The organism is Blastomonas natatoria, from assembly GCF_003201955.1.
In the GTDB taxonomy this organism is placed as follows: Bacteria; Pseudomonadota; Alphaproteobacteria; order Sphingomonadales; family Sphingomonadaceae; genus Blastomonas; species Blastomonas natatoria.
Map to the genome: position 1 here is coordinate 230,572 of NZ_QJJM01000006.1, position 22,513 is coordinate 253,084.

19 protein-coding genes are annotated in these 22,513 nt (G+C 63.5%); 7 read left to right on the top strand and 12 right to left on the bottom strand.

Annotation, left to right across the window (positions count from 1 at the left end; translation table 11 throughout):
• Positions 1 to 12 precede the first annotated feature (12 nt).
• Genes C7451_RS09705 through C7451_RS09715 form a run of 3 tightly spaced genes read right to left on the bottom strand, consistent with a single transcriptional unit; the run spans position 13 to position 4,048 of the window.
• On the bottom strand, positions 13 to 2,178 hold the full coding sequence (locus C7451_RS09705; protein ID WP_110298747.1) for an RNA degradosome polyphosphate kinase: 2,166 nt from the start codon (positions 2,176 to 2,178) through the stop codon (positions 13 to 15).
• Complete coding sequence (locus C7451_RS09710) at positions 2,159 to 2,779, bottom strand: P-loop NTPase family protein (RefSeq protein ID WP_110298748.1); 621 nt, start codon at positions 2,777 to 2,779, stop codon at positions 2,159 to 2,161. Before C7451_RS09710 ends, C7451_RS09705 begins: the two co-directional genes overlap by 20 nt.
• Positions 2,780 to 2,782: 3 nt before the next feature.
• Positions 2,783 to 4,048 carry a heavy-metal-associated domain-containing protein gene (locus tag C7451_RS09715; protein WP_110298749.1) on the bottom strand — a complete coding sequence of 422 codons (1,266 nt, stop codon included), beginning with the start codon at positions 4,046 to 4,048 and terminating at the stop codon, positions 2,783 to 2,785.
• 131 nt (positions 4,049 to 4,179) lie between these two features.
• Between C7451_RS09715 and purM the strand changes: the two genes are divergently transcribed.
• A complete protein-coding gene (gene purM / locus C7451_RS09720; protein ID WP_110298750.1) occupies positions 4,180 to 5,310 on the top strand; it encodes a phosphoribosylformylglycinamidine cyclo-ligase in 1,131 nt (376 codons plus the stop codon).
• On the top strand, positions 5,300 to 6,265 hold the full coding sequence (gene purN, locus C7451_RS09725) for a phosphoribosylglycinamide formyltransferase (protein WP_110298751.1): 966 nt from the start codon (positions 5,300 to 5,302) through the stop codon (positions 6,263 to 6,265). Before purM ends, purN begins: the two co-directional genes overlap by 11 nt.
• Here the strand turns inward: purN and C7451_RS09730 are convergent.
• The 5 genes from C7451_RS09730 to C7451_RS09750 all read right to left on the bottom strand — a co-directional run bounded on the left by C7451_RS09730 (position 6,240) and on the right by C7451_RS09750 (position 10,162).
• Complete coding sequence (locus C7451_RS09730; protein WP_110298752.1) at positions 6,240 to 7,139, bottom strand: ATP-grasp fold amidoligase family protein; 900 nt, start codon at positions 7,137 to 7,139, stop codon at positions 6,240 to 6,242. The two genes, purN and C7451_RS09730, sit on opposite strands and share 26 nt — an antisense overlap.
• Before the next feature lie 5 nt (positions 7,140 to 7,144).
• On the bottom strand, positions 7,145 to 7,567 hold the full coding sequence (gene ndk / locus C7451_RS09735) for a nucleoside-diphosphate kinase (RefSeq protein ID WP_023837915.1): 423 nt from the start codon (positions 7,565 to 7,567) through the stop codon (positions 7,145 to 7,147).
• A gap of 119 nt (positions 7,568 to 7,686) precedes the next feature.
• Entirely contained in the window at positions 7,687 to 8,175 is a 489-nt protein-coding gene (locus C7451_RS09740) for a hypothetical protein (RefSeq protein ID WP_110298753.1), read from the bottom strand.
• An 11-nt stretch (positions 8,176 to 8,186) separates the two neighbouring features.
• Positions 8,187 to 8,654: a DNA polymerase III subunit chi gene (locus C7451_RS09745; RefSeq protein ID WP_110298754.1), complete on the bottom strand. Its 468-nt coding sequence runs from the start codon at positions 8,652 to 8,654 to the stop codon at positions 8,187 to 8,189.
• Between the two features lie 41 nt (positions 8,655 to 8,695).
• The gene (locus C7451_RS09750) at positions 8,696 to 10,162 is read right to left on the bottom strand and encodes a leucyl aminopeptidase (protein ID WP_110298755.1); all 1,467 of its coding nucleotides are present in this window, start codon (positions 10,160 to 10,162) and stop codon (positions 8,696 to 8,698) included.
• Positions 10,163 to 10,485: 323 nt separating this feature from the next.
• Here C7451_RS09750 and C7451_RS09755 point away from each other — a divergent pair, with 323 nt between their 5' ends.
• From C7451_RS09755 to C7451_RS09775, 5 genes are all read left to right on the top strand, one after another.
• Positions 10,486 to 12,777: an LPS-assembly protein LptD gene (locus C7451_RS09755; RefSeq protein WP_110298798.1), complete on the top strand. Its 2,292-nt coding sequence runs from the start codon at positions 10,486 to 10,488 to the stop codon at positions 12,775 to 12,777.
• An 84-nt stretch (positions 12,778 to 12,861) separates the two neighbouring features.
• The gene (locus C7451_RS09760) at positions 12,862 to 14,241 is read left to right on the top strand and encodes a peptidylprolyl isomerase (RefSeq protein WP_110298756.1); all 1,380 of its coding nucleotides are present in this window, start codon (positions 12,862 to 12,864) and stop codon (positions 14,239 to 14,241) included.
• A 22-nt stretch (positions 14,242 to 14,263) separates the two neighbouring features.
• Positions 14,264 to 15,259, top strand: a complete 996-nt coding sequence (gene pdxA, locus C7451_RS09765; protein WP_110298757.1) for a 4-hydroxythreonine-4-phosphate dehydrogenase PdxA — start codon at positions 14,264 to 14,266, stop codon at positions 15,257 to 15,259.
• The gene (rsmA, locus tag C7451_RS09770; protein WP_110298758.1) at positions 15,259 to 16,092 is read left to right on the top strand and encodes a 16S rRNA (adenine(1518)-N(6)/adenine(1519)-N(6))-dimethyltransferase RsmA; all 834 of its coding nucleotides are present in this window, start codon (positions 15,259 to 15,261) and stop codon (positions 16,090 to 16,092) included. The genes pdxA and rsmA overlap by 1 nt, the downstream gene beginning before the upstream one ends.
• A gap of 226 nt (positions 16,093 to 16,318) precedes the next feature.
• Entirely contained in the window at positions 16,319 to 18,061 is a 1,743-nt protein-coding gene (locus C7451_RS09775; protein ID WP_110298759.1) for an N-acyl-D-amino-acid deacylase family protein, read from the top strand.
• 151 nt (positions 18,062 to 18,212) lie between these two features.
• Here C7451_RS09775 and C7451_RS09780 read toward each other — a convergent pair whose 3' ends face one another.
• From C7451_RS09780 to C7451_RS09795, 4 genes are all read right to left on the bottom strand, one after another.
• Positions 18,213 to 20,003 carry a hybrid sensor histidine kinase/response regulator gene (locus C7451_RS09780; RefSeq protein ID WP_110298760.1) on the bottom strand — a complete coding sequence of 597 codons (1,791 nt, stop codon included), beginning with the start codon at positions 20,001 to 20,003 and terminating at the stop codon, positions 18,213 to 18,215.
• Complete coding sequence (locus tag C7451_RS09785) at positions 20,000 to 20,587, bottom strand: response regulator transcription factor (RefSeq protein ID WP_110298761.1); 588 nt, start codon at positions 20,585 to 20,587, stop codon at positions 20,000 to 20,002. The genes C7451_RS09780 and C7451_RS09785 overlap by 4 nt, the downstream gene beginning before the upstream one ends.
• Before the next feature lie 135 nt (positions 20,588 to 20,722).
• Positions 20,723 to 21,376 carry a response regulator transcription factor gene (locus C7451_RS09790; RefSeq protein WP_110298762.1) on the bottom strand — a complete coding sequence of 218 codons (654 nt, stop codon included), beginning with the start codon at positions 21,374 to 21,376 and terminating at the stop codon, positions 20,723 to 20,725.
• A gap of 3 nt (positions 21,377 to 21,379) precedes the next feature.
• Positions 21,380 to 22,324, bottom strand: coding sequence for a sensor histidine kinase (locus C7451_RS09795; RefSeq protein WP_167398501.1), 945 nt, complete (start codon positions 22,322 to 22,324; stop codon positions 21,380 to 21,382).
• Positions 22,325 to 22,513: the final 189 nt, after the last annotated feature.

Sequence of the window (22,513 nt, forward strand, 5' to 3'; positions counted from 1 at the left end):
CGATCGCTGGGCTCAGTCCGTTCTGGCAGCGCGACGATGCAAGCTGAGCTTCGGCACGTCCTCGCTGTGCTTCAGCGCTGTCCCACGGCCTGAAAGCGAAGGGTTCGTCATGAAATAACGGTGCAGATTGAAGGGTTTGTCTTCGGTTTTTACACGGTGATACTGGCCATGGGAATCCAGGTCCCAGCTTTGTTCATTGTCGAGCAGATTGGCCACCATGACCTGTTCGAGCACCTGATCGTGCACGGTCGGGTTCTCGATCGGCAGCATGTACTCGACCCGCCGGTCAAAGTTGCGCGGCATCCAGTCCGCCGAGCTGATGAAAACCCTCGCCTTGTCATTGGGCAAGGCATCGCCATTGCCGAACGCCCAGATGCGGCTGTGTTCCAGGAAACGACCGACCACCGACTTGACCCGGATATTGTCCGACAGACCCGGTACGCCCGGTCTGAGGCAGCAGATGCCGCGGATGATCAGCTCGATCTGCACGCCGGCGCTGCTCGCGGCATAGAGCTTCTCGATCATCGCCGGATCGACCAGCGAATTCATCTTGGCCCAGATTGCCCCGGTGCGCCCGGCGCGGGCTTCCTCCATCTCGTGATCGATCAGCGCGATCAGATCGTTGCGCAGATCGCGCGGCGACATGGAGAGCAGTTCGAGCTGCTCGGGTTCGACATAACCGGTGATATAGTTGAACAGCTGCGCCGCATCGCGCCCGGCGCGCGGATCGGCGGTGAAGAAGCTCAAGTCGGTATAGATGCGCGCGGTGATCGGGTGGTAGTTGCCCGTGCCGAAATGGCAATAGGTGCGGAAACCCTCAGGCTCGCGGCGCACCACCATCGAAATCTTGGCATGTGTCTTCCACTCGATGAAGCCATAGACCACCTGCACGCCAGCACGCTCGAGCGCGCTCGCCCAGAGCAGGTTCTGCTCCTCGTCGAACCGGGCCTTGAGCTCGACCACGGCGGTGACAGACTTGCCAGCCTCTGCCGCTGCGATCAGGGCGTTGATGACGGCGGACTGCTTGCCCGCGCGATAGAGCGTCTGCTTGATCGCCACCACATCGGGGTCGGCAGCGGCCTGTTTCAGGAACGCGATCACCACCTCGAAGCTTTCATATGGGTGGTGAACGACGATATCCTTGCTTCGTATCGCAGCGAAACAATCGCCGTTATGTTCACGGATTCGCTCGGGAAACCGGGGCGTATAGGCCGGGAATTTCAGATCGGGCCGATCCTCGTCCACCAGCGCAGCAAGATCGCCGATACCCAGAAAGCCATCGTCCGAGGATTTGGTGCCGCCTTCATGCAGCAGATTGTCGTCGAGAAGCTGCGCCAGCCCCCTGTCCATCAGTCGCGACGTTTCCAGCCGGATTACCTGGCCGCGCCGACGCCGCTTGAGTGCGGTGCGGAAGTACAGAACGAGATCCTCGGCCTCTTCCTCGACCTCGATATCGCTGTCTCGAATGATCCGGAACAGCCCGGACGCCCGCACGTCATAACCAGGAAAAAGCTTATCGGCGAACGCGACGACGATCTTCTCGAGCGAGAGGTACAGCCCCTGGTCGCCGGCAATGCGCAGGAAGCGCGGCATGGTCGCCGGCAGCATGACCAGTTCGCGAACCGTCTTGCCATCCGACCGTCGCTTCAGTTCGAATATCAGGCTCAACCCCTTGTTGGGGATGAACGGAAACGGGTGCGCCGGATCGAGCGCCTGGGGTGTGAGAACCGGGAATATCTGAGAGACGAAATGCTCGCGCAGCCATGCACGATCGTCGGGACTCAGATCCTCGACATCCGCCTCGACGACGCCATTGGCCGCCAGCTGGATGCGCAATTCGCTCCAGACCCGCTGCTGCTCGGCGTTGAGCCGGTCGACCGCACGCTCGATCGCGGCCAGTTGCTGCACCGGGGTGCGGCCGTCGGCCGAGCGCTCCTCGACATGCTGCGCCACCTGTCCCACCAGCCCTGCCACGCGGACCATGAAGAACTCGTCGAGATTATTGCCCGAGATCGACAGGAAGCGCAGCCGTTCGAGCAACGGATGGCGCGGGATGCAGGCTTCTTCGAGAACCCGGTCGTTGAACGCAAGCCAGCTGAGTTCGCGGTTGAAATAGCGCCGCCCCGAATCGGAATGGCCCAAGGGTTTCGTCTCGATTTCAGTCGGTTGAGCCGCCATCGGTTCCTGCCATTATCGCCAGTGCCTCGCGCACCAGTCTTTGGCCGATCGGTCGCTGCATTGCCAGCGCCATCTGATCGATCGTCCGTGCCAGATCGTGTATGGCAGGGTAGGACCGCTCCATGCGCACGGCGGCATAGTGCGCCAGCGAATCCGGCAGCGCCAGCCCCGCCCGCGCGAGCAGCTTCTGCAGCAGCAGCGTCGCCATATCCTCGTCGGGCGGCGGAATCTCGATCAGCAGCGATGCTCCCAGCCTGGACAGCAGATCCGGCAGGCGAATGCCCCATTCTGCCGGAGCGCGGCTGGCGGCAAACAGCACGGGCAGGCCTTGCGTCTGAGCCCGGTTCCATGCGTGGAACAGTGTCTCGTCGCTTTCGCCATCCGCATTGTCGATAAACCCGCCACCCGATCCGCCCGCGAAGGCGCGACCGATGACGGTCTTGCCTGATCCTGCAGGGCCGACCAGTACCGCAGCGCCGAAGGGCAAGCGCGTCCAGTCGAACAGCCGGTCGACCACCGCGCGGTTCGATTCGGTGATCAGGAATTCGCTGTCACCGTCCGGTCCGGCTGCCGCAAAGGGCAAGGCGAACTGGCGAGTCATCGGTTATCCCCCGCCACCAGGCGATGCCGGTGCGGCTGCCCTGGAAATGCGGAGCACCCCTGCACCCTGCTGGACGCGATAGCCGCGCGCCTCCAGGGCGCCGCGCAGCGCATCAATATCGACCTGCGTGTTGACCTGCATCACCGAGGTTCCCCCCAGCGCCAGACTGGCGGTGCTGGCCGAAATCACGCCCGGAATGCCGCGCACCATGCGCTCACCTGCCTGGACTGCAGCCACATCGGGCGTGTCGAACTGGATCGAGATGATCTGAGCGGCGGCGGACAGGCCGCCCGACTCGACGGGCATGTCCTCGGCAAGCGTGTCATCCAGCGCCTCTTCGACAATCTCGACAGGCTTTTCGATGATCAGCGACGAGTCAGGCCGGAGTTCACCGGACCGCACCGCGCCGGCATAGATCCGGTCGAGCCGCTTGATGCCTTCGTCGAGCATCGCACCCAGCCCGTCGCTGTTGCGGGCCCGCAGCGAAAAGCTTCCGAGCAAACGACTGTCGGGTCCGAAACGGGCTGCAAAGCGGCCGATGATCGGCCCGCCGGGATATTGCCGTTCGACCTCGACCACGGGAATCACCACGTCAGCCGCACCGAACTGGTCCAGGATCACGCGCCACCAGGTTCGGCTGCGCCGGCCCGATTGTGCCGCGTTCACCAGCAGTGAATCCGCTCCCGAGCCATAGGGGCGGATATAGTCGACGATGCTTTCGGCGGTGCGATACCTTGCCCAGGCCGCCTGCCAGGGGGTGCGGTTCTCGAACGTCTGGGCCGATCCCCCGCTGATATAGACAGGCACGACCAGCATCGGTGCTGAGCGCAAAACCGATCCGCTGACGCCGAGCAATTCGCCGGCACGGGCGCGATCGAACAGCACGCCCAAGGTGGCAATATAGCGGCGCGGGCCGATCTGCTCGTTCTCCACGACGATCGCCGAAACGATTCCGTCCAGCGCCGAATCGCTGAGCTTGGGCGCGGCGCCCGAGCGGTTCATCTGCGACCAGAGCTTCTGCCACCCCTTGCGCTGTGCATCGCGCCAGGCATTGGAACGTGCCTCTTCCGCATTCTTGCCCGATCCATCGACCTTGACCCCGCTGACCTCGAAATCCCCGCCACTGGCGATCGGCGGAATTCCGCGATCCCCTTCGATCTGCGCATAGACGAGCGCGCCCGCACCGAGCAGCAGTGCGAACAGGGCGACGGCGATCCAGACGCGAGAGAATTGGGGCGCCGGACGTTGCAGGGGCAGGCTGGTGATCAATGTATCCTAGCTTCAAACAACCGCGCAAAAACGAGCTTGTTGCCCCCTGCCCGTCTCCGGCGGCGGCGTGGCCGCTCTTTTGGCGACAATGGCGTGGAAATCCAAGCGAGAAGTCGCTAACCGCTCAGGCCATGACTGACAAGACCGGCGACGCGCCAAATCCCTCGGCTTCTGGCCCGACATCTTACAGCTATGCCCAGGCGGGCGTTTCGATTGCCGCCGGCAATGCGCTGGTCAAGGCGATCGGCCCACTGGCCAGGGCGACCGCGCGCCCCGGTGCCAATGCCGAACTGGGCGGATTCGGAGGCTTTTTCGATCTCAAGGCCGCCGGGTTTCGTGACCCGCTGCTGGTCGCAGCGAACGATGGTGTGGGCACCAAGGTGAAGCTCGCGATCGATCATGACCGGCATGATGCGATTGGGATCGATCTGGTCGCGATGTGCGTCAACGACCTGATCGTCCAGGGTGCTGAGCCGCTGTTCTTCCTCGACTATTTCGCCACCGGCAAGCTCGACACCGGCGTTGCCGAACGCGTCGTCGCAGGGATTGCCGAGGGCTGCAAGATCGCCGGATGTGCGCTGATCGGTGGCGAGACGGCCGAGATGCCGGGCATGTATGCGCCGGGCGATTATGACCTGGCCGGCTTCTGCGTGGGCGCAGTGGAGCGCGACGAGGTGCTGACCGGCGACAGGGTGAAGCCGGGCGATGTGCTGCTGGGCCTCGCCTCGTCGGGCGTCCATTCCAACGGCTATTCGCTGGTCCGCCGCCTCGCTGCCGACAAGGGCTGGAAGATGAACCGCCCGGCCCTGTTCGATCAGGAGATTCTGCTCATCGACGCGCTGATTGCGCCGACGCGAATCTATGTTGCCTCGCTGCTGCCGGTGGTGAAATCGGGCCGAATCGCTGCAATGGCGCATATCACCGGCGGTGGCCTGCTCGAGAATATCCCGCGCGTGCTGCCGGATGGCGCCCATGCCCTTGTCGATGCCGATGCCTGGACGCAGACACGGCTGATGGCCTTCCTGCAGGCGCAGGGCAATATCGAGCCCGAGGAAATGGCGCGGACCTTCAACTGCGGCATCGGCATGGTGCTGGTGGTCGACGAAGCCGATGTCGCCAGCGTCACCGCCGATCTGGAGGCCGCGGGCGAGACCGTACACCGCATCGGCAGGATCGAGGCGGGCGACAAGGGGTGCACCGTCAGCGGATCGGTCGAGACCTGGAGCGCCAAAACGGCGTGGAGCGCCACCCATGCGGGGTAAGGCCCGTGTCGCCATCCTGATTTCGGGCAGCGGCACCAACATGGCCGCCCTGCTCTACGCCTCGCGGGCGTCGTCCTGCCCTTATGAGGTGGTCCTGGTGGCGTCGAACAATCCTGAGGCGGGCGGGCTCCGGCTCGCCGAGGCCGAAGGCGTACCGACCTTCGCCCTGTCGCACAAGGGCATGGACCGTGAGAGCCATGATGCCGCGATGGACAAGGCGATACGCGCGAGTGGCGCCGACCATGTCGCGCTGGCGGGCTATATGCGCATCCTCACTCCCGGCTTCGTGCGCGGATGGGAGGGCCGGATGCTCAACATCCATCCTTCGCTGCTGCCCAAATACAAGGGCCTGCACACCCACGAGCGCGCGATTGAAGCCGGGGACAAGGTTGCTGGATGCAGCGTGCACCTCGTGACCGCGGAGCTCGACGACGGCCCTGTGCTCGGCCAGACCGAAGTCGCCATCCTGCCTGATGATAAGCCAGACAGCCTGGCCGCACGCGTGCTGATCGCGGAACACCAGCTCTATTCGCGTACGCTCGCCGATTATGTCGCCCGAGAGAGCGACCCGGACTGGATCGTCGCCAAGGTCGGCGAACTGGCGCTCGCGCTGCCCGAGACCGACGCCCGCCCCTCGCATGGGGCGCCAGGCTGGCGCGTGGGAGGCGACAAGACTGGCAAATATTTCGCCTATGTCTCGATCCACCATCATGGCGAGGAAGCGATCGCGCTGCTCGTCAAGACCAGCGGCGCGGACGAGCAGGCCGCACTGGTCGATCAGGACCCAGATCTCTATTATCTTCCCAAATTCTACGCGCCCTCGGGCTGGATCGCGATCCGGCTCGATACCGGGTGCACCGACTGGGACCATATCGCTGACTGGCTGCATCGCAGCTGGCGCAGCGTCGCGCCCAAGCGGCTGACCAGGTTCATGGATATCGCGGCGGAGTTCTAGAGCACGAGTCCAGACGCGCCTTCGCCCATAGCGCGCCGAGCATAAGGTCGATCTCGGGCGGATCGAAGGGATCGAGCCCGGAACCGGGATAGAAGGTCATTTCGCCGAAGCGCGGCTTGCCGTCTATCTCGTAGAAGTCGACGCGAACGAAATCGAAGCCATGCCCCAATGTCTCCGCCGCCGCGATCATCGTGGCGAGCGACGCTGGCGCTGGCGGATCGGGATCGCGCGTGCGCGAGGAAAATCTGTTCCAATCGCGATCGAACAGCATCCAGCGATGGCGCGTTTCGCGATCCAGATGGACCTGGATGCATGCCACCTCGCCGCCGAAAACGTAGAACTTGTAGTCGAGCGGAAGCCTTCCATGGCTGCCGATGAACGGCTCGACCAGAAGCCCGCGTGGAATATCACGATAAAGCCATTCGTCGAGCCACCCGCCATAGGGGCGATGCATCCAGGTCCGGCTAATCCGCCGGATCGCGGGCCAGTCGTCATCGGGCGATCGGACAAAGGCCCGCTGATTGCAGCCGTGACGGGACTTCACGACAAAGGGGCGCGGCCAGGGAGGCCTATCGGGCAGCAACGTGCCCTGCCAGAGTGTGGGAGTGATCCAGTCCTGCCCGAGCCGGTCGGCAATCAGCGCCTTCGCCGCCACCTTGTCGGAAAAGGCGGGCAGCCGCGGATCGCAATCGAAAAGCTTGCGATGCTGGACGAATTCGGTGAACCGGCGTGGCTCACCAAGGTCAGGCAACCGGTGATGCCGCCACAAATAGGTGATCGCGATCCGCAACCGGGCCAGGCGATCGCTGGTGCCGTGCGCCGATGTCGGTGCCAGCGCTGCCGGGTTCAGTTCAGGCCCGGCAGCGCGCGGCATTTGGATCAGCCAACAATTTCTTCCGGCTTGAAGAAATAGGCGATTTCGATCGCGGCATTTTCTTCGCTGTCCGAACCATGGACCGAGTTCGCCTCAATGCTCTCGGCCAGTTCCTTGCGGATGGTGCCAGGCTCGGCATTGGCCGGGTTGGTGGCGCCCATGATGTCGCGGTTGCGCTTCACGGCGTCTTCGCCTTCCAGCACCTGCACGACGACGGGGCCCGAAATCATGAACTCGACCAGTTCACCGAAGAACGGACGCTCGCGGTGGACGGCGTAGAAGCCTTCGGCCTGTTCGCGGGTCATGTGGATGCGCTTGGACGCGACGACGCGCAGGCCAGCTTCTTCCAGCATCTTGGTGACCGCGCCGGTCAGGTTGCGACGGGTGGCGTCGGGCTTGATGATCGAAAAGGTCCGGGTGACGGCCATGAGGATGCTCCTGCAATATGATGGTGCTCGCGCACGCGCGGCGCGATTCGCCGCCGCCCCTAGCGGGCCGCCTTGTGCGCTGCAAGAAAAACCGCCGTCAGACGATTACGCGGCGCGCTTCAGCCCTGGCCGGCAATCAGCGTTATCGACGACCCCGCCTCGGCGGGTGCGACCTGCAGCGTGAACGAACCTCCGTCTTTCGTCCCGGCAATGGCGCGCATGTCACCGGTGGTGATTTCGGTCTCGATCTTGAAGCCCTTTCCCTCGACCGACTTGCGGTACCAGGCGATCACAGCATCGGGCCTGGCACTGCTCTCCATGACCACCATGGCGCCCTGATTGCCATCGCTGTTGCTGTTCATGGTCGAGACGACCTTCGCGCCAGGATAGACCTCCAGATTGAAGGGCAGCTTCGCGTCGGTGGCGCCAGTATTGATGTTGACGGTCGCAGACCCATCGGCACTGGTGATCTTGACCTCCGACGCGTCGCCATCGCCTTCACGCGTCACCTTGACCTCATTGCCCTCGGCGTCGCTGTATACGGTCTTTTCGCCGCCGCAGCCTGCAAGCAGCATGAAAGCCGCTGTCGTCATCAGAATGTTGCGCATTCGACCGTCTCCTATGGTTCCCGGACATCCTGACGCTTGCCGGGTGTCTGTTCAACCCATTTGCCGCCGTCCTGCTTCCAGTAATGTCGGTCCAGCCCCTCGCGCCCGCCCAGATCGACCCAGGCCTTGCGCGCGCCGGCAATGGTGTCGTCGCCGAACAGCAGGAAGACCCGATCAAAACCGAGCGCCTCCTCGCGCCAGATCCCGTCGGCAATCGCGACAAAACGGGCGCCATTGGCGGGCTCGACGCGGTCGGCGAGAAGGATCGGCTGAAGCTGCGGGTTGGGCCCATCCAGTTCGCCATGCGCCAGAAAACTCTCGGGACTGTGCGTCCATAATGCATGGCTGAGTGCGGCGCGATGGTCGGCACCGCGCGAGAGCACCAGCATGCGCTGACCCAGCGCGAGAGTGCGTGCCGCCAGAGCAGGAAGAACCCGCTCGGCGGTGTCACGCGTCAGGTGATAGAAATCGACCTGCATATCAGCAGCCCCGCCTCGTCATGAACACGGAGCGCTTCAGATCAATTCTCGAAATTGTCTGCAATCCACTGATTCAGAAGCCGAACGCCATAACCGGTCGCACCCTTGTCCCACACAGGACCGGGCTTGTCCGCCCAGACCATGCCGGCGATGTCAAGGTGTGCCCATTTAACGCCGGGCTTGATGAACCGCTGCAGGAACTGCGCCGCCGTGATCGATCCGCCGCCCTTGGCGCCGACATTCTTCATGTCTGCGATCGGGCTGTCGATCATCCGGTCATAGGCCTTGCTCAGCGGGAAGCGCCACAGCGGATCGCCGGCCAGCTTGCCCGCTTCGGTCAGCTTTGCGGCCAGGCCATCGTCGTTGCTGAACAGCCCGGCATGCTGGTCGGCCAGCGAGATGATGATCGCGCCGGTCAGCGTGGCGAGATCGACAATATATTCGGGATCGTAATTTTCCTGCGCCCAGTGGAGCGCGTCGCACAGCACGAGCCGCCCTTCGGCATCGGTGTTGATCACCTCGATTGTCTGGCCGGACATGCTGGTGACGACGTCTCCGGGACGCTGCGCATTGCCATCGGGCATGTTCTCGACCAGGCCGCAGATGCCGACGACATGCGCCTTGGCCTTGCGTCCGGCAAGCGCCTTCATCGTGCCCGCAACCGCGCCTGCGCCGCCCATGTCCCACTTCATGTCTTCCATGCCCGCCGCCGGCTTGATGGAGATGCCGCCGGTATCGAAGGTAACGCCCTTGCCGACCAGAACGACGGGTTTGGCCTTGGCATCGCCGGTGCCGTTCCAGCGCATCACCAGCATCCGGGGCGGGCGAACCGAGCCCTGCGACACACCGAGCAGCGCGCCCATGCCCAGCTTTTCCATCTCTTCCTGGCCCAGCACGGTGATCTCGACGCCCAGCGACTCCAGATGCTTGCACCGCTCGACGAAGCTTTCGGGATAGATGATGTTGGCAGGCTCGGTGACGAGTTCGCGCGTGAGGGCGACGCCCTCGGCGATCGCGGCCTGATCGGTCCAGATCGCGCCCAGCCCGGCAGGTCCGTTGACTACGCCGATCTCGGTGAGGCTGACCTTCTGCTTGACGGGCAGCTTGGTGCGGTACTGATCATGCGACCAGCTGCGCAGCACCGCCCCGAACAGGAATTGCGCGGCGCCTTCGCGATTGTGCGCCAGCGCGCCCAGCCCCATGTCCACTGCCAGCGACTCCACGCCTGAGCGCTGATATTTCGCCACCAGCTGGCCGCCCGCGCGCTCCAGATCGGTACGCGACTGGCCGCCGGTGCCGATCAGCGCGACGCGCAGTGTCTTGCCACCCTGTCCGACAAAAATGTCGAACACCTCGCCTGCACCGCCTTCGAACCGGGCCGCCTTCGCGCCTTCGATCACGACCGGACCGGAGTCGAGCGGCAGGCTGAGATTGGCCAGCTCGTCCTTGGCAACCGGATAGGCGATCACGGCATAACTGTCTGCGGAGGCGTCGAAAATTATGTTCATCAATGGGTTCCCGAAAGGCAGGCCGGTTGGCCGGTTAATCGATTGTGAACCATGTTGCGCCTATGGCTGGACCGATAGGGACGGCAACAGAGGTCCTCCCGCCATATTGGTGGCGAGGCTGCGCTTGCAAGCGATAGGACAGGTTCGTTTTGTTTGCCAGCATTTGCCGCACCTTTGCACGGGCCATCGAAAGCGGTTTGCGCTCGCGCTTGCGCGGTGCAATAGGCGCGATTCTGGCGAGTGGCGCCTCCGTGATTCTCGGGCCTGACGACCACCGCAGAATGCGACGGATGGTTGGTTTGCGCTTTTCACGGACAGGTTTGTTGCTGGGTTCCGCGCTGCTTGCAGCGCAAGCGGTCCCTGCGCTCGCCGCCGATCAGGCTGCAGCAAAGCCCGTCTGCACCCGCACAAGCTATCTGCTCGGCGAGAACCTCACCTTCACGCGCCAGGATATCGTCCGGTATTCGGATGATCAGGCTTCCCCCGCTGCAGGTGCTGCGGACGAGGAACAGCACGTCATCGAGTTCACCGCCGATCGGCTGGATTATGACAGCAATGCCGATGTGGTGACCGCCAATGGAAATGTGCTGCTGGTGCGCGTCGACCAGTCGCTGGTGGCAGACAGCGTCACCTGGGATCGCAAGACCGGTCAGGTGCGCGCAAACGGCGATGTGCAGATCACCGATGCAGAGGGCAACAAGCTCTATGGCGACTCGATCGAACTGACCGAGTCGATCCGCGACGGAGTCATCGAGAACATTCTGGTCGTGCTCGAAGCCGGCGGGCGGATGGTCGCCAGCCGGGGGACACGCACCGATGGCATCATCACCCTCGACAATGCAGCCTATTCGGCCTGTCTCGTCGAGACCCCCAGCGGCAAGCCCAAAAAGCCGAGCTGGCAGCTGCGCGCGATCAAGGTCGTGTACAACCCCGCCGAGAAGCGTGTCCGGTACGACGGGGCCCGGCTGGAGCTGTTCGGTCTGCCGGTCATCCCGATGCCGGGCCTCAGCCACCCGGTCGGCGAGGGCAGCGGTTCGGGCATATTGGTCCCCGACATTCGGTTCAGCCAGGCAAATGGCGTCCAGCTGAGCCTGCCCTATTATATCAGCCTCGCACCCAATCGCGATCTGACTGTCACCGGATCCGTGTTCACCGAGGCACTGCCGATGGTGAATGCAACCTACCGTGCCCTCACCGATCGCGGGGCCTATCAGATCACCGGCTATGCCACGGCAGGATCGCGCATTCCGGTGGGCGCGGGCGCAATAGCGCCGAACAGCCAGAACGATTTTCGTGGCTATTTCGATGCGACAGGCCGCTTCCAGCTCGATGAATCGTGGAGCATCAGCGGCTCGATCCGCGCCGTGACCGACCGCACCTTCCTGCGCCGTTACGACGTCAGCCGTGACGACCGGCTGCGCTCGACCATCGAAGCCGAGCGGATCGGACAGAACAGCTATTTCTCGCTTGCCGGATGGGCAACGCAGACACTCCGGGTGAACGACCCCCAGGGTCAGGTGCCGATTGCACTGCCGGTGGTCGACTGGCGCTACCGTCTGCCCGATCAGGTAGCGGGCGGAAAGGTCGAGTTTCAGCTCAATACGCTGGCCATCGGACGGACGGCTGGACAGGACACCCAAAGGGCCTTCGCGCAAGCCCGATGGGATCTTCGGCGCCTCACCAGCATGGGACAGGAATTCACCCTGACCGCACTGGCGCGCGGCGATGTCTACAACAGCAGCGACAATGCGCTGACCAATACGCTGATCTATCGCGGCGAATCGGGGATCAAGGCCCGCGCCAGCGGATCGATTGCGGCCGATCTGCGCTGGCCGTTCGTCGGCGAAGCGTTTGGCGGCACCCAGGTGCTCAGCCCGCGTGTCCAGGTGGTCGCAACGCCGACAACCGGCAATCTGGAACTGCCCAATGAGGATTCGCGCGCGATCGAGCTCGAGGACAGCAACCTGTTCTCGCTCAACCGTCTGCCCGGCTATGACCGGCTCGAGGAGGGCGCGCGCGTCGTCTATGGCATCGAATGGTCGCTGCAGCGTCCGGGCATGCAACTCAACGCCGTGGTCGGGCAGAGCTATCGCTTCGATGACGAGCGCGATTTCCTGCCCGAAGGCACGGGCCTGGGCAACCGCACATCGGACGTCGTGGGGCGCCTCGACCTCAAGCTGCGCAACTTCATTCGCTACACGCACCGGTTCAGGCTGGACAAGGACAATCTCGCCGTGCGTCGCAACGAGGTCGATGTCACCGTGGGAGGACGCCAGACCTATGTGCAGGTCGGTTATCTTCGGCTCAACCGCGACATCGGACCGGAAATCGAGGATCTGCAAGACCGCGAGGAGCTGCGTGTCGCGGGCCGGGTGCGCGTTGCGCGCTACTGGTCGATCTTCGGCGCCGGCGTGTTCGATCTGAGCGGGCAGCAGGAAGATCCGACCTTGCAGTCCGATGGGTTTCAGCCCATCCGCACGCGGCTTGGCGTCGCCTATGAGGACGATTGCCTGGAACTGGGCGTGACCTGGCGTCGCGATTACATCCCGGTGGGCGATGCCCAGCGTGGCGACACCTTTCTGCTGCGCGTTGCCTTGCGCAACCTTGGCTTTTGATCCCAAAGGCGATATTCACCGCCCCGCTCAGCCACGGTTAAGCCGATTTTGGGCAAGGGGTCGCTTTGTCCCAATCAGGAAGATATGAGCTTGCACGCATTGAACACCTTCACAATCCGTACCCGCAAGCTGGCGAAAACAGCGCTGGCCTTGAGCCTGGTGGCAGGCCTGGCACTTCCCGGCATTGCCCAGACTGTGCAGGACGATGCGGCCATGCCCGATACGTCGCTCAACGTGCCGGAGGGTCTGACCATCTTCGGCAAGCAGGACCCCAACGTCCGCCGGGCGACAGCCATCGTCAACAGCGAGATCATCACGGGCACCGATATCGATGAGCGCGTCGCGCTGATCCTCGCCGCCAACGATGCTCCGGTTGCCGACGAAGAACGCCAGAGGCTGCGGTTGCAGGTGCTGCGCAACCTGATCGACGAGACGCTGCAGATTCAGGAAGCCGCCGCCAACGACATTACGGTCGATGAGAACCAGGTCGAGCGTACCTATGCCCAGGTCGCTCAGCAGAACTTCCGCCGAGATACAGCCGCGCTGGACAAGTATCTGGCCAGTATCGGCTCTTCGCCGCGCTCGCTGAAGCGTCAGATCCGGGGCGAGCTTGCCTGGCAGCGCCTGCTGGGACGAAACGTGACGCCGTTCATCAACGTCTCGGAAGAAGAGGTGAACGAGGTCATTGCGCGCCTGAAGGCGAACAAGGGCACCGAAGAATATCGCATCGGCGAGATCTATCTGTCGGCCAACTCGCAGAATCGTGCCGAAGTCGCCAAGAATGCGGCGCAGATCGTGCAGCAGCTGCAACAGGGCGGCTCTTTCGTCGCCTATGCGCGCCAGTTTTCGGAAGCCTCGACGGCTGCCGTTGGCGGCGATCTGGGCTGGATCCAGCTTGGTCAGTTGCCGCCGGCGCTTGGCGTCGTGGCGCGCGACATGCAGGTCGGGCAGCTAGCCGGACCGATCGAGATTCCGGGCGGATTCTCGCTGATCTACCTGATCGACAAGCGGCAGATTCTCACGGCGAACCCGCGCGATGCCCTGCTGGGCCTCAAGCAGCTCTCGATCGCCTTCCCGCCGGGCATCACCGAGGCGGAAGCGACCCGCCGAGCTTCGGAATTTGCCACGGCCACACGCCAGATCAAGGGTTGCGGTGCGGCCGACGAGATCGCCAAGCGGCTTGGCGCAACGGTGACCAACAATGATCAGGTGCCGGTGCGCGACCTGCCGACACCATTGCAGGACACTCTGATTGCCCTGTCCATCGGTGAAGCGACCCAGCCATTCGGTTCGGTCAAGGATGGCGTGCGCGTGCTGGTGCTGTGCGGTCGCGACGATCCCGGTGTCGACGGCGGCCCCAGCCCCGAGCAGCTGATGGCCAACATGGAAGAGGAAAAGGTCAACCGCCGCGCGCAGATCTATCTGCGCGACCTCCGCCGCGATGCCGTGATCGAGTATAACTGATGCGCATGGACCGGTTGTCGGCGTGACGCGATTATTGGGCATTTCGTCCGGTGATCCTGCCGGGATCGGTCCCGAAATCATCGGCAAGAGCTGGGACGCACGGGCTATCGAGGGGTTGACGCCCTTCTTTGCGGTCGGGGATCCGCGTGCGTTCGAAGCCGTATGGAGCGGCCCTATCCGGGTCATTGCCGACCCCGGCGAAGCGCATGAAACCTTCGAGACCGCTCTGCCGGTTCTTCCCGTGATCGACAGCGGCACCGTCGTGCCCGGCGAACCCGATCTGGATGGGGCACGCTGCGCGTTGCAGGCGCTGGAAATGGGTGTCGGCCTGGCTCGGGCGGGCACCACCTGCGGCATCGTGACCGGACCTATCTCAAAGATCCAGTTGCAGAAGGTCGGCTTCCATTTTCCCGGCCAGACCGAATTCATCGCAGAGGCCTGCGGCGTGGGGCGCCAGAATGTCGCGATGCTGCTCGCCGGACCCGACCTCAGGGTGGTGCCCATCACCGTCCATATCGGGCTTGCCGAGGTCCCTGCCGCGCTGTCGGTCGATCTGATCGTCAATCGCGCGCGCGCCGCCGCCAAGGGCATGGCGCGCAATTTCGGGATCGATCCGCCAAGGCTCGCCATTGCAGGGCTCAATCCGCATGCCGGCGAACAGGGCAGCATGGGCAGCGAAGAGGCCGATATCATCCAGCCCGCGATCGACATTTTGCGCGCCGAAGGCTTTCTCGTATCCGGCCCCCTGCCCGCCGACACCATGTTCCACGCAGCAGCGCGCGCACGGTATGACGTGGCCCTGTGCCAGTATCACGATCAGGCCCTGATCCCGATCAAGGCGCTGCATTTCGACGACGCAGTCAACATGACACTCGGGCTGCCCATCGTGCGTACCTCGCCCGACCACGGAACGGCATTCGATATTGCCGGCAAGGGCCTTGCCAGCCCGCGATCGATGATTGCCGCGATACGGATGGCGGCTCACGCTTTCGATCACCGCCAGACCTACGACGGCTGATGCGCGCCCCGGTTCACGCTCTTCCCCCGCTGCGCGAGGTGATCGCGCGCCATGGCCTCGCCGCCAGCAAGGCGCTGGGGCAGAATTTCCTGCTAGACGAACAACTGCTCGATCGGATCGCGGCGGTGCCGGGAGATCTGGATGGGCAGGACGTCCTCGAGATCGGTCCCGGGCCTGGCGGCCTGACCCGCGCGCTGCTGCGCGCTGGCGCCCATGTCACCGCGATCGAGCGCGACCGGCGCTGCCTGCCCGCGCTTGCGGAACTTGGCGAGGCGTTTCCGGGCCAGCTCAAGGTAATCGAGGGCGATGCCCTTGAAATACCGCTGGCGAGCGTGATGCCCGGCCCCTGCCACATCGCGTCGAACCTGCCATACAATGTCGGCACCGCGCTGCTGATCGGTTGGCTCGGTGGGCAGGAATGGCCCCCGCAATGGCGATCGCTGACGCTCATGTTCCAGCGCGAGGTTGCTGACAGGATCGCCGCAGCGCCCGACAGCGATGCCTATGGGCGGCTGGCGATCCTCAGCCAGTGGCGCAGTCATGCGCGGCTGGCCATGAAGGTCCACCGCAGCGCCTTCACCCCACCGCCTAAGGTCATGTCGGCCATCGTGCATCTCACCCCTGCCGAAATGCCCGAAGGGATCAGGGCGTCGCGACTTGAAGCCCTTACCGCAGCCGCGTTCGGTCAGCGGCGCAAGATGTTGCGACAGAGCCTAAAGAGCCTGCCGGGTGCGCTCGCGGCTTTGGAAGCGGTGGGCATCGATCCGGCGCGGCGCGCCGAGACGCTGAGCGTGGATGAGTTTCTGGCGGTGGCGCGGGCGATGGACGCTTAGCGATTACGTCCCTCGACTGCGCTCGGGACAAACTGGAGCAGTTAGAATTGAGGTTCCCACCTCCGTTTGTCCCGAGCGCAGTCGAGGGACCTTGAGTAACGGGTCGGTGCTGGCGAAACCCGCACACCCCCTTCCCTTTCGCCGAAACTCGCGTAGCATCCAGTCCCGAACCGTCAGACGACCAGGCATGAGACCCGGCGCGACGGCCAGGATGAGGAGCCTGCCCATGTACGACCTGATCATTCGCAATGGCACGATTTACGATGGCCTGGGCGGCGCGCCCTTTGTCGGCGATATCGCCATCACCGGCGAAACCATCGCGGTCGTCGGCAAGGTCAATGGCCCGGGCCGTCAGGAAATCGACGCAGAAGGCCTGATCGTCACGCCCGGCTTTGTCGATGTGCACACCCATTATGATGGGCAGGCGACCTGGGACGACGTCATGGCGCCTTCAGCTTGGCACGGCGTGACCACGGTCGTGATGGGCAATTGCGGCGTCGGCTTTGCGCCTGCCAAGCCCGACAAGCACGAATGGCTGATCGGGCTGATGGAGGGCGTCGAGGACATTCCCGGCACTGCGCTGGCCGAAGGCATGAGCTGGGACTGGGAGAGCTTTCCCGAATATCTCGATTCGCTCGAGAAGCTGCCGCGGACCATCGATATCGGCACGCACGTGCCGCACGGCGCCGTGCGTGCCTATGTCATGGGAGAGCGCGGTGCGGCCAATGAGGAACCGACTGACGCGGACATCGCCGCCATGTCCAGAATCGTCGAGGATGGTCTGCGCGCCGGCGCGCTCGGTTTTTCGTCCTCGCGCACCGTGCTGCACAAGTCGATCGACGGCGAACTGGTGCCTGGCACGACCGCGACGGCGCGCGAGCTGATCGGCATCGGCCGCGCGATGGGCAATGTCGGCTATGGCGTGTTCGAAATGGCGTCGGACCTCGTGCCCGAATGGAGGGAGTTCGACTGGATGACATCGCTCTCGAAGGAAACCGGGCTGCCGGTCACCTTCGCGATGCTGCAATCGCCGATGAAGCAGATGCACTGGACCGAGCAGATGGCGGCGTGCGAGGAAGCCAACCGCACCGGCGGGCATGTCGTCGCGCAGATCTCGCTGCGCGGCACCGGCGTCGTCATGGCCTGGCGCGGCACCGTCCACCCCTTCGTCCAGCGCCCGAGCTGGCAGGCAATCGCAGGCCTTCCCTGGGAGGAACAGCTGGCGCATCTCAAGGACCCGGCGTTCAAGGCGAAACTTCTGGCCGAAGACAATCTGCCCCCGCCCTCGATGGACACCGCCGCGCTGTTCATGCTGGTTACCGCCGGCTGGGCGCTGCAATTCCCGCTTGTCGACGGCTTCAGCTACGAACCCACGCGCGAGGAAAGCATCGCGCTGGTCGCTGATGCTGCGGGCCGCGACCCAGCGGAATTTGCCTATGACGTGCTGATGGAGAACGAGGGTACCGGCTTCATCTATCTGCCGATCCTCAACTATCAGGACGGCAATCTGGAATTCATCAAGGGCCTGCTCGAGCGCGACGACACCGTGGTGTCGCTGTCCGATGGCGGCGCGCATTGCGGCACGATCTGTGATGCTGCCGCGCCAACCTTCCTGCTCAGCTACTGGGCGCGCGACCGCAAGGCGGGCACGATCCCGGTCGAGCTGGCCGTCAAGCGCCAGTGCCACGATACCGCCCGGCTTTATGGTCTCAACGATCGCGGGGTGCTGAAGCCCGGATATCTGGCGGACCTCAACATCATCGATTTCAAGCGGCTGCGGCTCAGCCGACCCTGGCTCGCCTTCGACCTGCCAGCAGGCGGCAAGCGGCTTCTGCAAAAAGCCGATGGCTATGTTGCTACGATCAAGTCGGGCGAGATCACCTTTCGCGACGGCGAGGTGACCGATGCACGGCCGGGAACGCTGATCCGGGGGCCCCAGAACGTCGAACAGCGCGTCGCTGCGGAATAGCTGTCAGCCTCAACCGTCTGGCGGTTCGACTGGTCATAGTCGCCCCCTGGCTCGCCGTTGAGGTCGGGCACGGGCTACGGGTCGGCATCGACCGGCAACCGGCGCGCGAGCAGCAAGCCGCCCTGGTGGGGCAAGGCGCCGCGGCTGCGGGCTATGACCGCACCAGCGTCGCCAGTTTCTCCAGGATGCGGTCGGGATCCACCGGCTTGTAGAGGATGTGCATGTCCTCCTTTTCGGCGGCAGCGATACGATCGGGATGGGTGTCTCCTGTGATGATCAGGGCCGCAACCTGCCTGCTCTGCTGCTCCCGGATCATGCGCACGGCTTCGGTGCCGTCACGACCTTCGCGCAGACGATAATCACAGATCAGCAGATCCGGCCGATGCCTGGCTGCGCATGCCAGTGCGCCCTCGACCGTTTCGGCAACCTGTACCGCATAACCTGCCTGGCCAAGGAGAGCAGCAAGCCCATCGCGGATCGCCTGATCGTCATCCAGCACGATGACCTGAGCGCCCTTTGCGCCCTCGAGCAGAACCGTGGGCGAACGCCGCGCGGGCTCGGACGGTCGGGCCTGCGCGGGCGGAGCCAGTGGCAGACTGAACCGGAACACGCTGCCTCGCCCCGGAGCGGACCGCACTGCGATATCGCTGTTCATCAGACGCGCCATGCGGCGGGCTATTGCGAGGCCCAGGCCCAGGCCCTTCACGCGATCGCGTTCCGGATTGCCGAGCTGGGCAAACTCCTCGAAGATCAGCTCCAGCTTGTCCGGAGCAATCCCGATGCCCGTATCCCAGACTTCGGCTAGCAATTGCTGGCCACGGCGACGCGCGCCGACGAGCACGCCGCCCTTCTGCGTATAGCGGATGGCGTTGGAAATGAGGTTAAGCAGTACAAGCCGCACCAGCGCCTGATCGGCGAGTGCATGCGCGCCGGTTTCATGAACGCGAAAGACAATCCTCTTGTTATCGGCTAGCGGTCCAAGTTCGGTTTCCAGCTGGCGCACCAGATCATCAAACGCGAAAACCTGGGGATGAGGCACGACGACCCCCGCCTCTACCCGCGAAAAATCCAGGAGGGCATCGAGCATCTCCGATGACGCGTTGAGCGCATTTGCCGCATTGCTGGCCAGGACTTGCTGCTCGGGGGCCAGCTTGCCATTCTTGAGCAGAGAAAGGAAAAGTCCGGTCGCGTGGATCGGCTGACGCAGATCGTGGCTGGCAGAGGCCAGGAACGTCGATTTTGCGCGATTGGCTGCTTCGGCGTCGCGCCGGGCCGCCTCTGCCAACTCGACCTGGATCGCCAATATTTCGGCCAGCTCGGTATTGGCCAGGCTCAGCGAGATATGGCGATGATAGGCCTCGCCACTCACCCGCGTGTTCATATAGGTGCCTACGCAATAGATCATCGCGAGCACCGGCATCAGATAAAACGCTGGCCGGTCGGGTATGACAAGAATGAGGTAGATAGCGGTCAGGATGCTGACGAAGATGAAGGTAGCGACATAGACTGCATGAACCTTCGGAAGCGCACCATATGTTGTCACGCCGCCACTCAACACACCGCCGAGCGCCATCACGACAAAGACGAATTCCGGAGCACTGACATCCTGGCCGGCAATGGCAAGGACCGACGCCCAGCCGGCGGCGTGCAGTGACTGGGTCACATACAGCCTGCGCAGCATCTTCTGCGGCGCTGCTTCCACCATGGCCGGATCGTAGAACCATCGGATTTCCACGATCTCCGCGGTCTTGAGCGTTGCCTGCAATGCGAACCACCACCAGACGATCGGCCCATGAGCGCGCAGGACCAGAGCGACGAATGCCGACAGGAACAGGGTCATGGTGCCCGACCGGGTGAGCAGGCTGTAAACGATGCGGATCTGCTCGACCAGTATCTGGCGATCCGTATCGGATGCCCGGTCGTCGACTGCCGCGTGGTTCAAATCAGTTTGGCCTGCTCGGCCAGATAGACGGCGTTGGTCCGGTTGCTCGCGCCGATGGCCTTGAACAGCTGCTGGACATGGCCCCGCACCGTGAATTCCGAAAGCCCCATGCGTTCGGCAATGGCCTTGTTGGATCGCCCCTCGCGCAGATGACGCAGGACCTCGAGCTGACGCGGGCTCAGCGATCTCGCGCTGGATGCGCTATTGCCCTGCAGATCGACCGCAAGCGCCGCCCTGATGCGTTCCACCAGAGTCTGGGGCGTAATGGCCTTGGAAAGGACTTGCACATTGGGGTGATCGCAAAGTTGCGATTCCACCTGATGCACCGTCTCTGAAGTGAGGACGAGGATACAGGCATCGGGCCAGTGCTGACGAGCCAGACCAACGGCAGCTGCCCCGCTGATGCCGTTCAGGTTGAAATCGAGCAAGATCAGGCTCGGCGGCTGGTCCACCGCATCCAGCGCAACGCCCAGCCCTGACATCGCGACGAACCGCGCAGAGGGAAAGCTCTCGGCAATCAGACGCTCCAGGCCGCTCGTAAAGAGCTGGTGGTCATCAATCGCAAGAATGCCAAGCCCATCCATCAACCGCCCCCGCTTTGATCAACGCTCCTACCGGCAACCGATTGCGCAACTCTGCGGCACTTGTCCAGCGCGCGATATCTGCCACCAGTCGAGACTTCGAACAACGGGTTTGCAACGCAGGCATGGAGGTCGCTGTCAGATTTCGGGATCGGATCGCAATATGGCTCCGCGCGGTTCAAGCTCCGCCTCCATGGCGATATGCACTGCTTCGGCCAGGCTGCGCACCCCGAGCTTCTGCATCAATTGCGCCCGGTACGATTCGACTGTCCGCGGCGAAAGGCTGAGCCGATAGGCGATGACCTTGTTGGCAAGGCCCAGCACCATGCCGCAAAGCACGTCAAGCTCACGCTCGGAGAGCCGCTCGACAATTTCAGCGGCGTTTCGCTTGCGGTCGGACTGAGCAACCTCCTGGAACTGAGAGTTGATCGCACTGCCTACGGCACGCACCAGGTCATCGACATGAAACGGCTTTTCAAGAAAGTCGATGGCGCCTGCATGCATCGCTCGCACCGCGGTGGAAACGGATCCGGCGCCGGTCAGCATTACGATCTTGTGCCGACTTCGGCGATCGACCATCGCTTGCTGAACCTCCATTCCCCCCATGCCCGGCATGTTGAGATCGAGCACGACGCAGCCGGGCTCGAGTGCATCCTGCCGCGCCAGGAAACCTTCTCCGCTGTCAAAGGCGGTCGCCATGAATCCGCGCAATTGCAGCGCCTCAGCCAACTCTGCGCGAACCAAGGCGTCGTCATCGACAATGTAAACATGGCGAACGTTGTGTGCGTCCATCGATCAGCCGCCCTCAGATACAGGGAATCTCAGCGTCAGCGTTGCGCCCGCTGAATCCGCATTATCGGCTATGGCAATCGATCCGCCAACCTCATCCATGATCTGACGACAGACGAACAGACCGAGACCGGTGCCCTTGCCTTCTGGCTTGGTCGTGCAAAACGCGTTGAATGCAGTGTTGCGGATGCCCGGATCAAGCCCGGCACCGTTGTCGCAAACGGTCAATAGAACGGCATCCGCATCCTGCTGAATGTCGACCTTGATGACACCCATGATCCCGCAGGCCCCGCTCTCGCGCCTCGTATCGATGGAATCGGCGGCATTCTGCAGGGCATTGACGATGATCTGCTCGATCCCGATCCGCGGCAAGGAGAGGATCGGGAGGGTCGAGGGTATAACAACCTGCATGTCGATATCGCGTTCGGTCATCACTGGCCGCATGAAGCGGGCCGCATTCTGGACGGCCTGCGCCAGGTCCATCGCCACCCGCTCGTCGCGTTCGGTACGTGCATAGGCAGAGGTGCGCTGCACGATGGCATTGGCACGTTCTACCTGCTCGACGATGCGCTCGAACTTTGCGGCCATGCGCTCCTGGTCCGGTTGCCCGTTCTGCAGCAGCATCAGGCCGTTTTCAGCGGCCAGCGAAATCGTAAACAGCGGCTGGCGCAGTTCATGGCTGAGCGCAGAGGCCATGCCCCCCAGTTCCATCAGTCGGGCGCTGTGGCGCATCTGGGTCTGGAATGCCTTGGCGGTGCGCAGCCGGATCAGACAGCCATAGCGCCAGCTCGCGGTACCCGCATCATAATCGCGCGCGATCAGGAGATACCATTGATCGTCATGATCGTGCCCCCGGCGAAACTCGACCATGATCTCGCTCTGTCCGGCCAATGTGCCGAAATGCGGGATATCCCCGGGATGTATGGTCAGGCTGCCGCTCTTCCGCCCCACGGCAGGATCAATTCTGGCAAAGCGCAGGTCGCCACATGCGGAATCGAATCGGATGTCGCTGAACAGCCGCAAATCGATGGCGGATCGCAGCTCCGTTAGCGTCCGCGCTCGTGGTGTAATTTCTGGTGTAGATTGAGGTGATCGCGCGGGGTGGGGCATGCCCCACCCCGCGCGATTTCGATCTCGGTG

Coding starts and splice junctions, on each gene's coding strand:
- C7451_RS09705 (WP_110298747.1), bottom strand. CDS start 2,178: ATGGCGGCTCAACCGACTGAAATCGAGACGAAACCCTTGGGCCATTCC.
- C7451_RS09710 (WP_110298748.1), bottom strand. CDS start 2,779: ATGACTCGCCAGTTCGCCTTGCCCTTTGCGGCAGCCGGACCGGACGGT.
- purM (WP_110298750.1), top strand. CDS start 4,180: ATGACTGACAAGACCGGCGACGCGCCAAATCCCTCGGCTTCTGGCCCG.
- purN (WP_110298751.1), top strand. CDS start 5,300: ATGCGGGGTAAGGCCCGTGTCGCCATCCTGATTTCGGGCAGCGGCACC.
- C7451_RS09730 (WP_110298752.1), bottom strand. CDS start 7,139: ATGCCGCGCGCTGCCGGGCCTGAACTGAACCCGGCAGCGCTGGCACCG.
- ndk (WP_023837915.1), bottom strand. CDS start 7,567: ATGGCCGTCACCCGGACCTTTTCGATCATCAAGCCCGACGCCACCCGT.
- C7451_RS09740 (WP_110298753.1), bottom strand. CDS start 8,175: ATGCGCAACATTCTGATGACGACAGCGGCTTTCATGCTGCTTGCAGGC.
- C7451_RS09745 (WP_110298754.1), bottom strand. CDS start 8,654: ATGCAGGTCGATTTCTATCACCTGACGCGTGACACCGCCGAGCGGGTT.
- C7451_RS09750 (WP_110298755.1), bottom strand. CDS start 10,162: ATGAACATAATTTTCGACGCCTCCGCAGACAGTTATGCCGTGATCGCC.
- C7451_RS09760 (WP_110298756.1), top strand. CDS start 12,862: ATGAGCTTGCACGCATTGAACACCTTCACAATCCGTACCCGCAAGCTG.
- rsmA (WP_110298758.1), top strand. CDS start 15,259: ATGCGCGCCCCGGTTCACGCTCTTCCCCCGCTGCGCGAGGTGATCGCG.
- C7451_RS09775 (WP_110298759.1), top strand. CDS start 16,319: ATGTACGACCTGATCATTCGCAATGGCACGATTTACGATGGCCTGGGC.
- C7451_RS09785 (WP_110298761.1), bottom strand. CDS start 20,587: ATGGATGGGCTTGGCATTCTTGCGATTGATGACCACCAGCTCTTTACG.
- C7451_RS09790 (WP_110298762.1), bottom strand. CDS start 21,376: ATGGACGCACACAACGTTCGCCATGTTTACATTGTCGATGACGACGCC.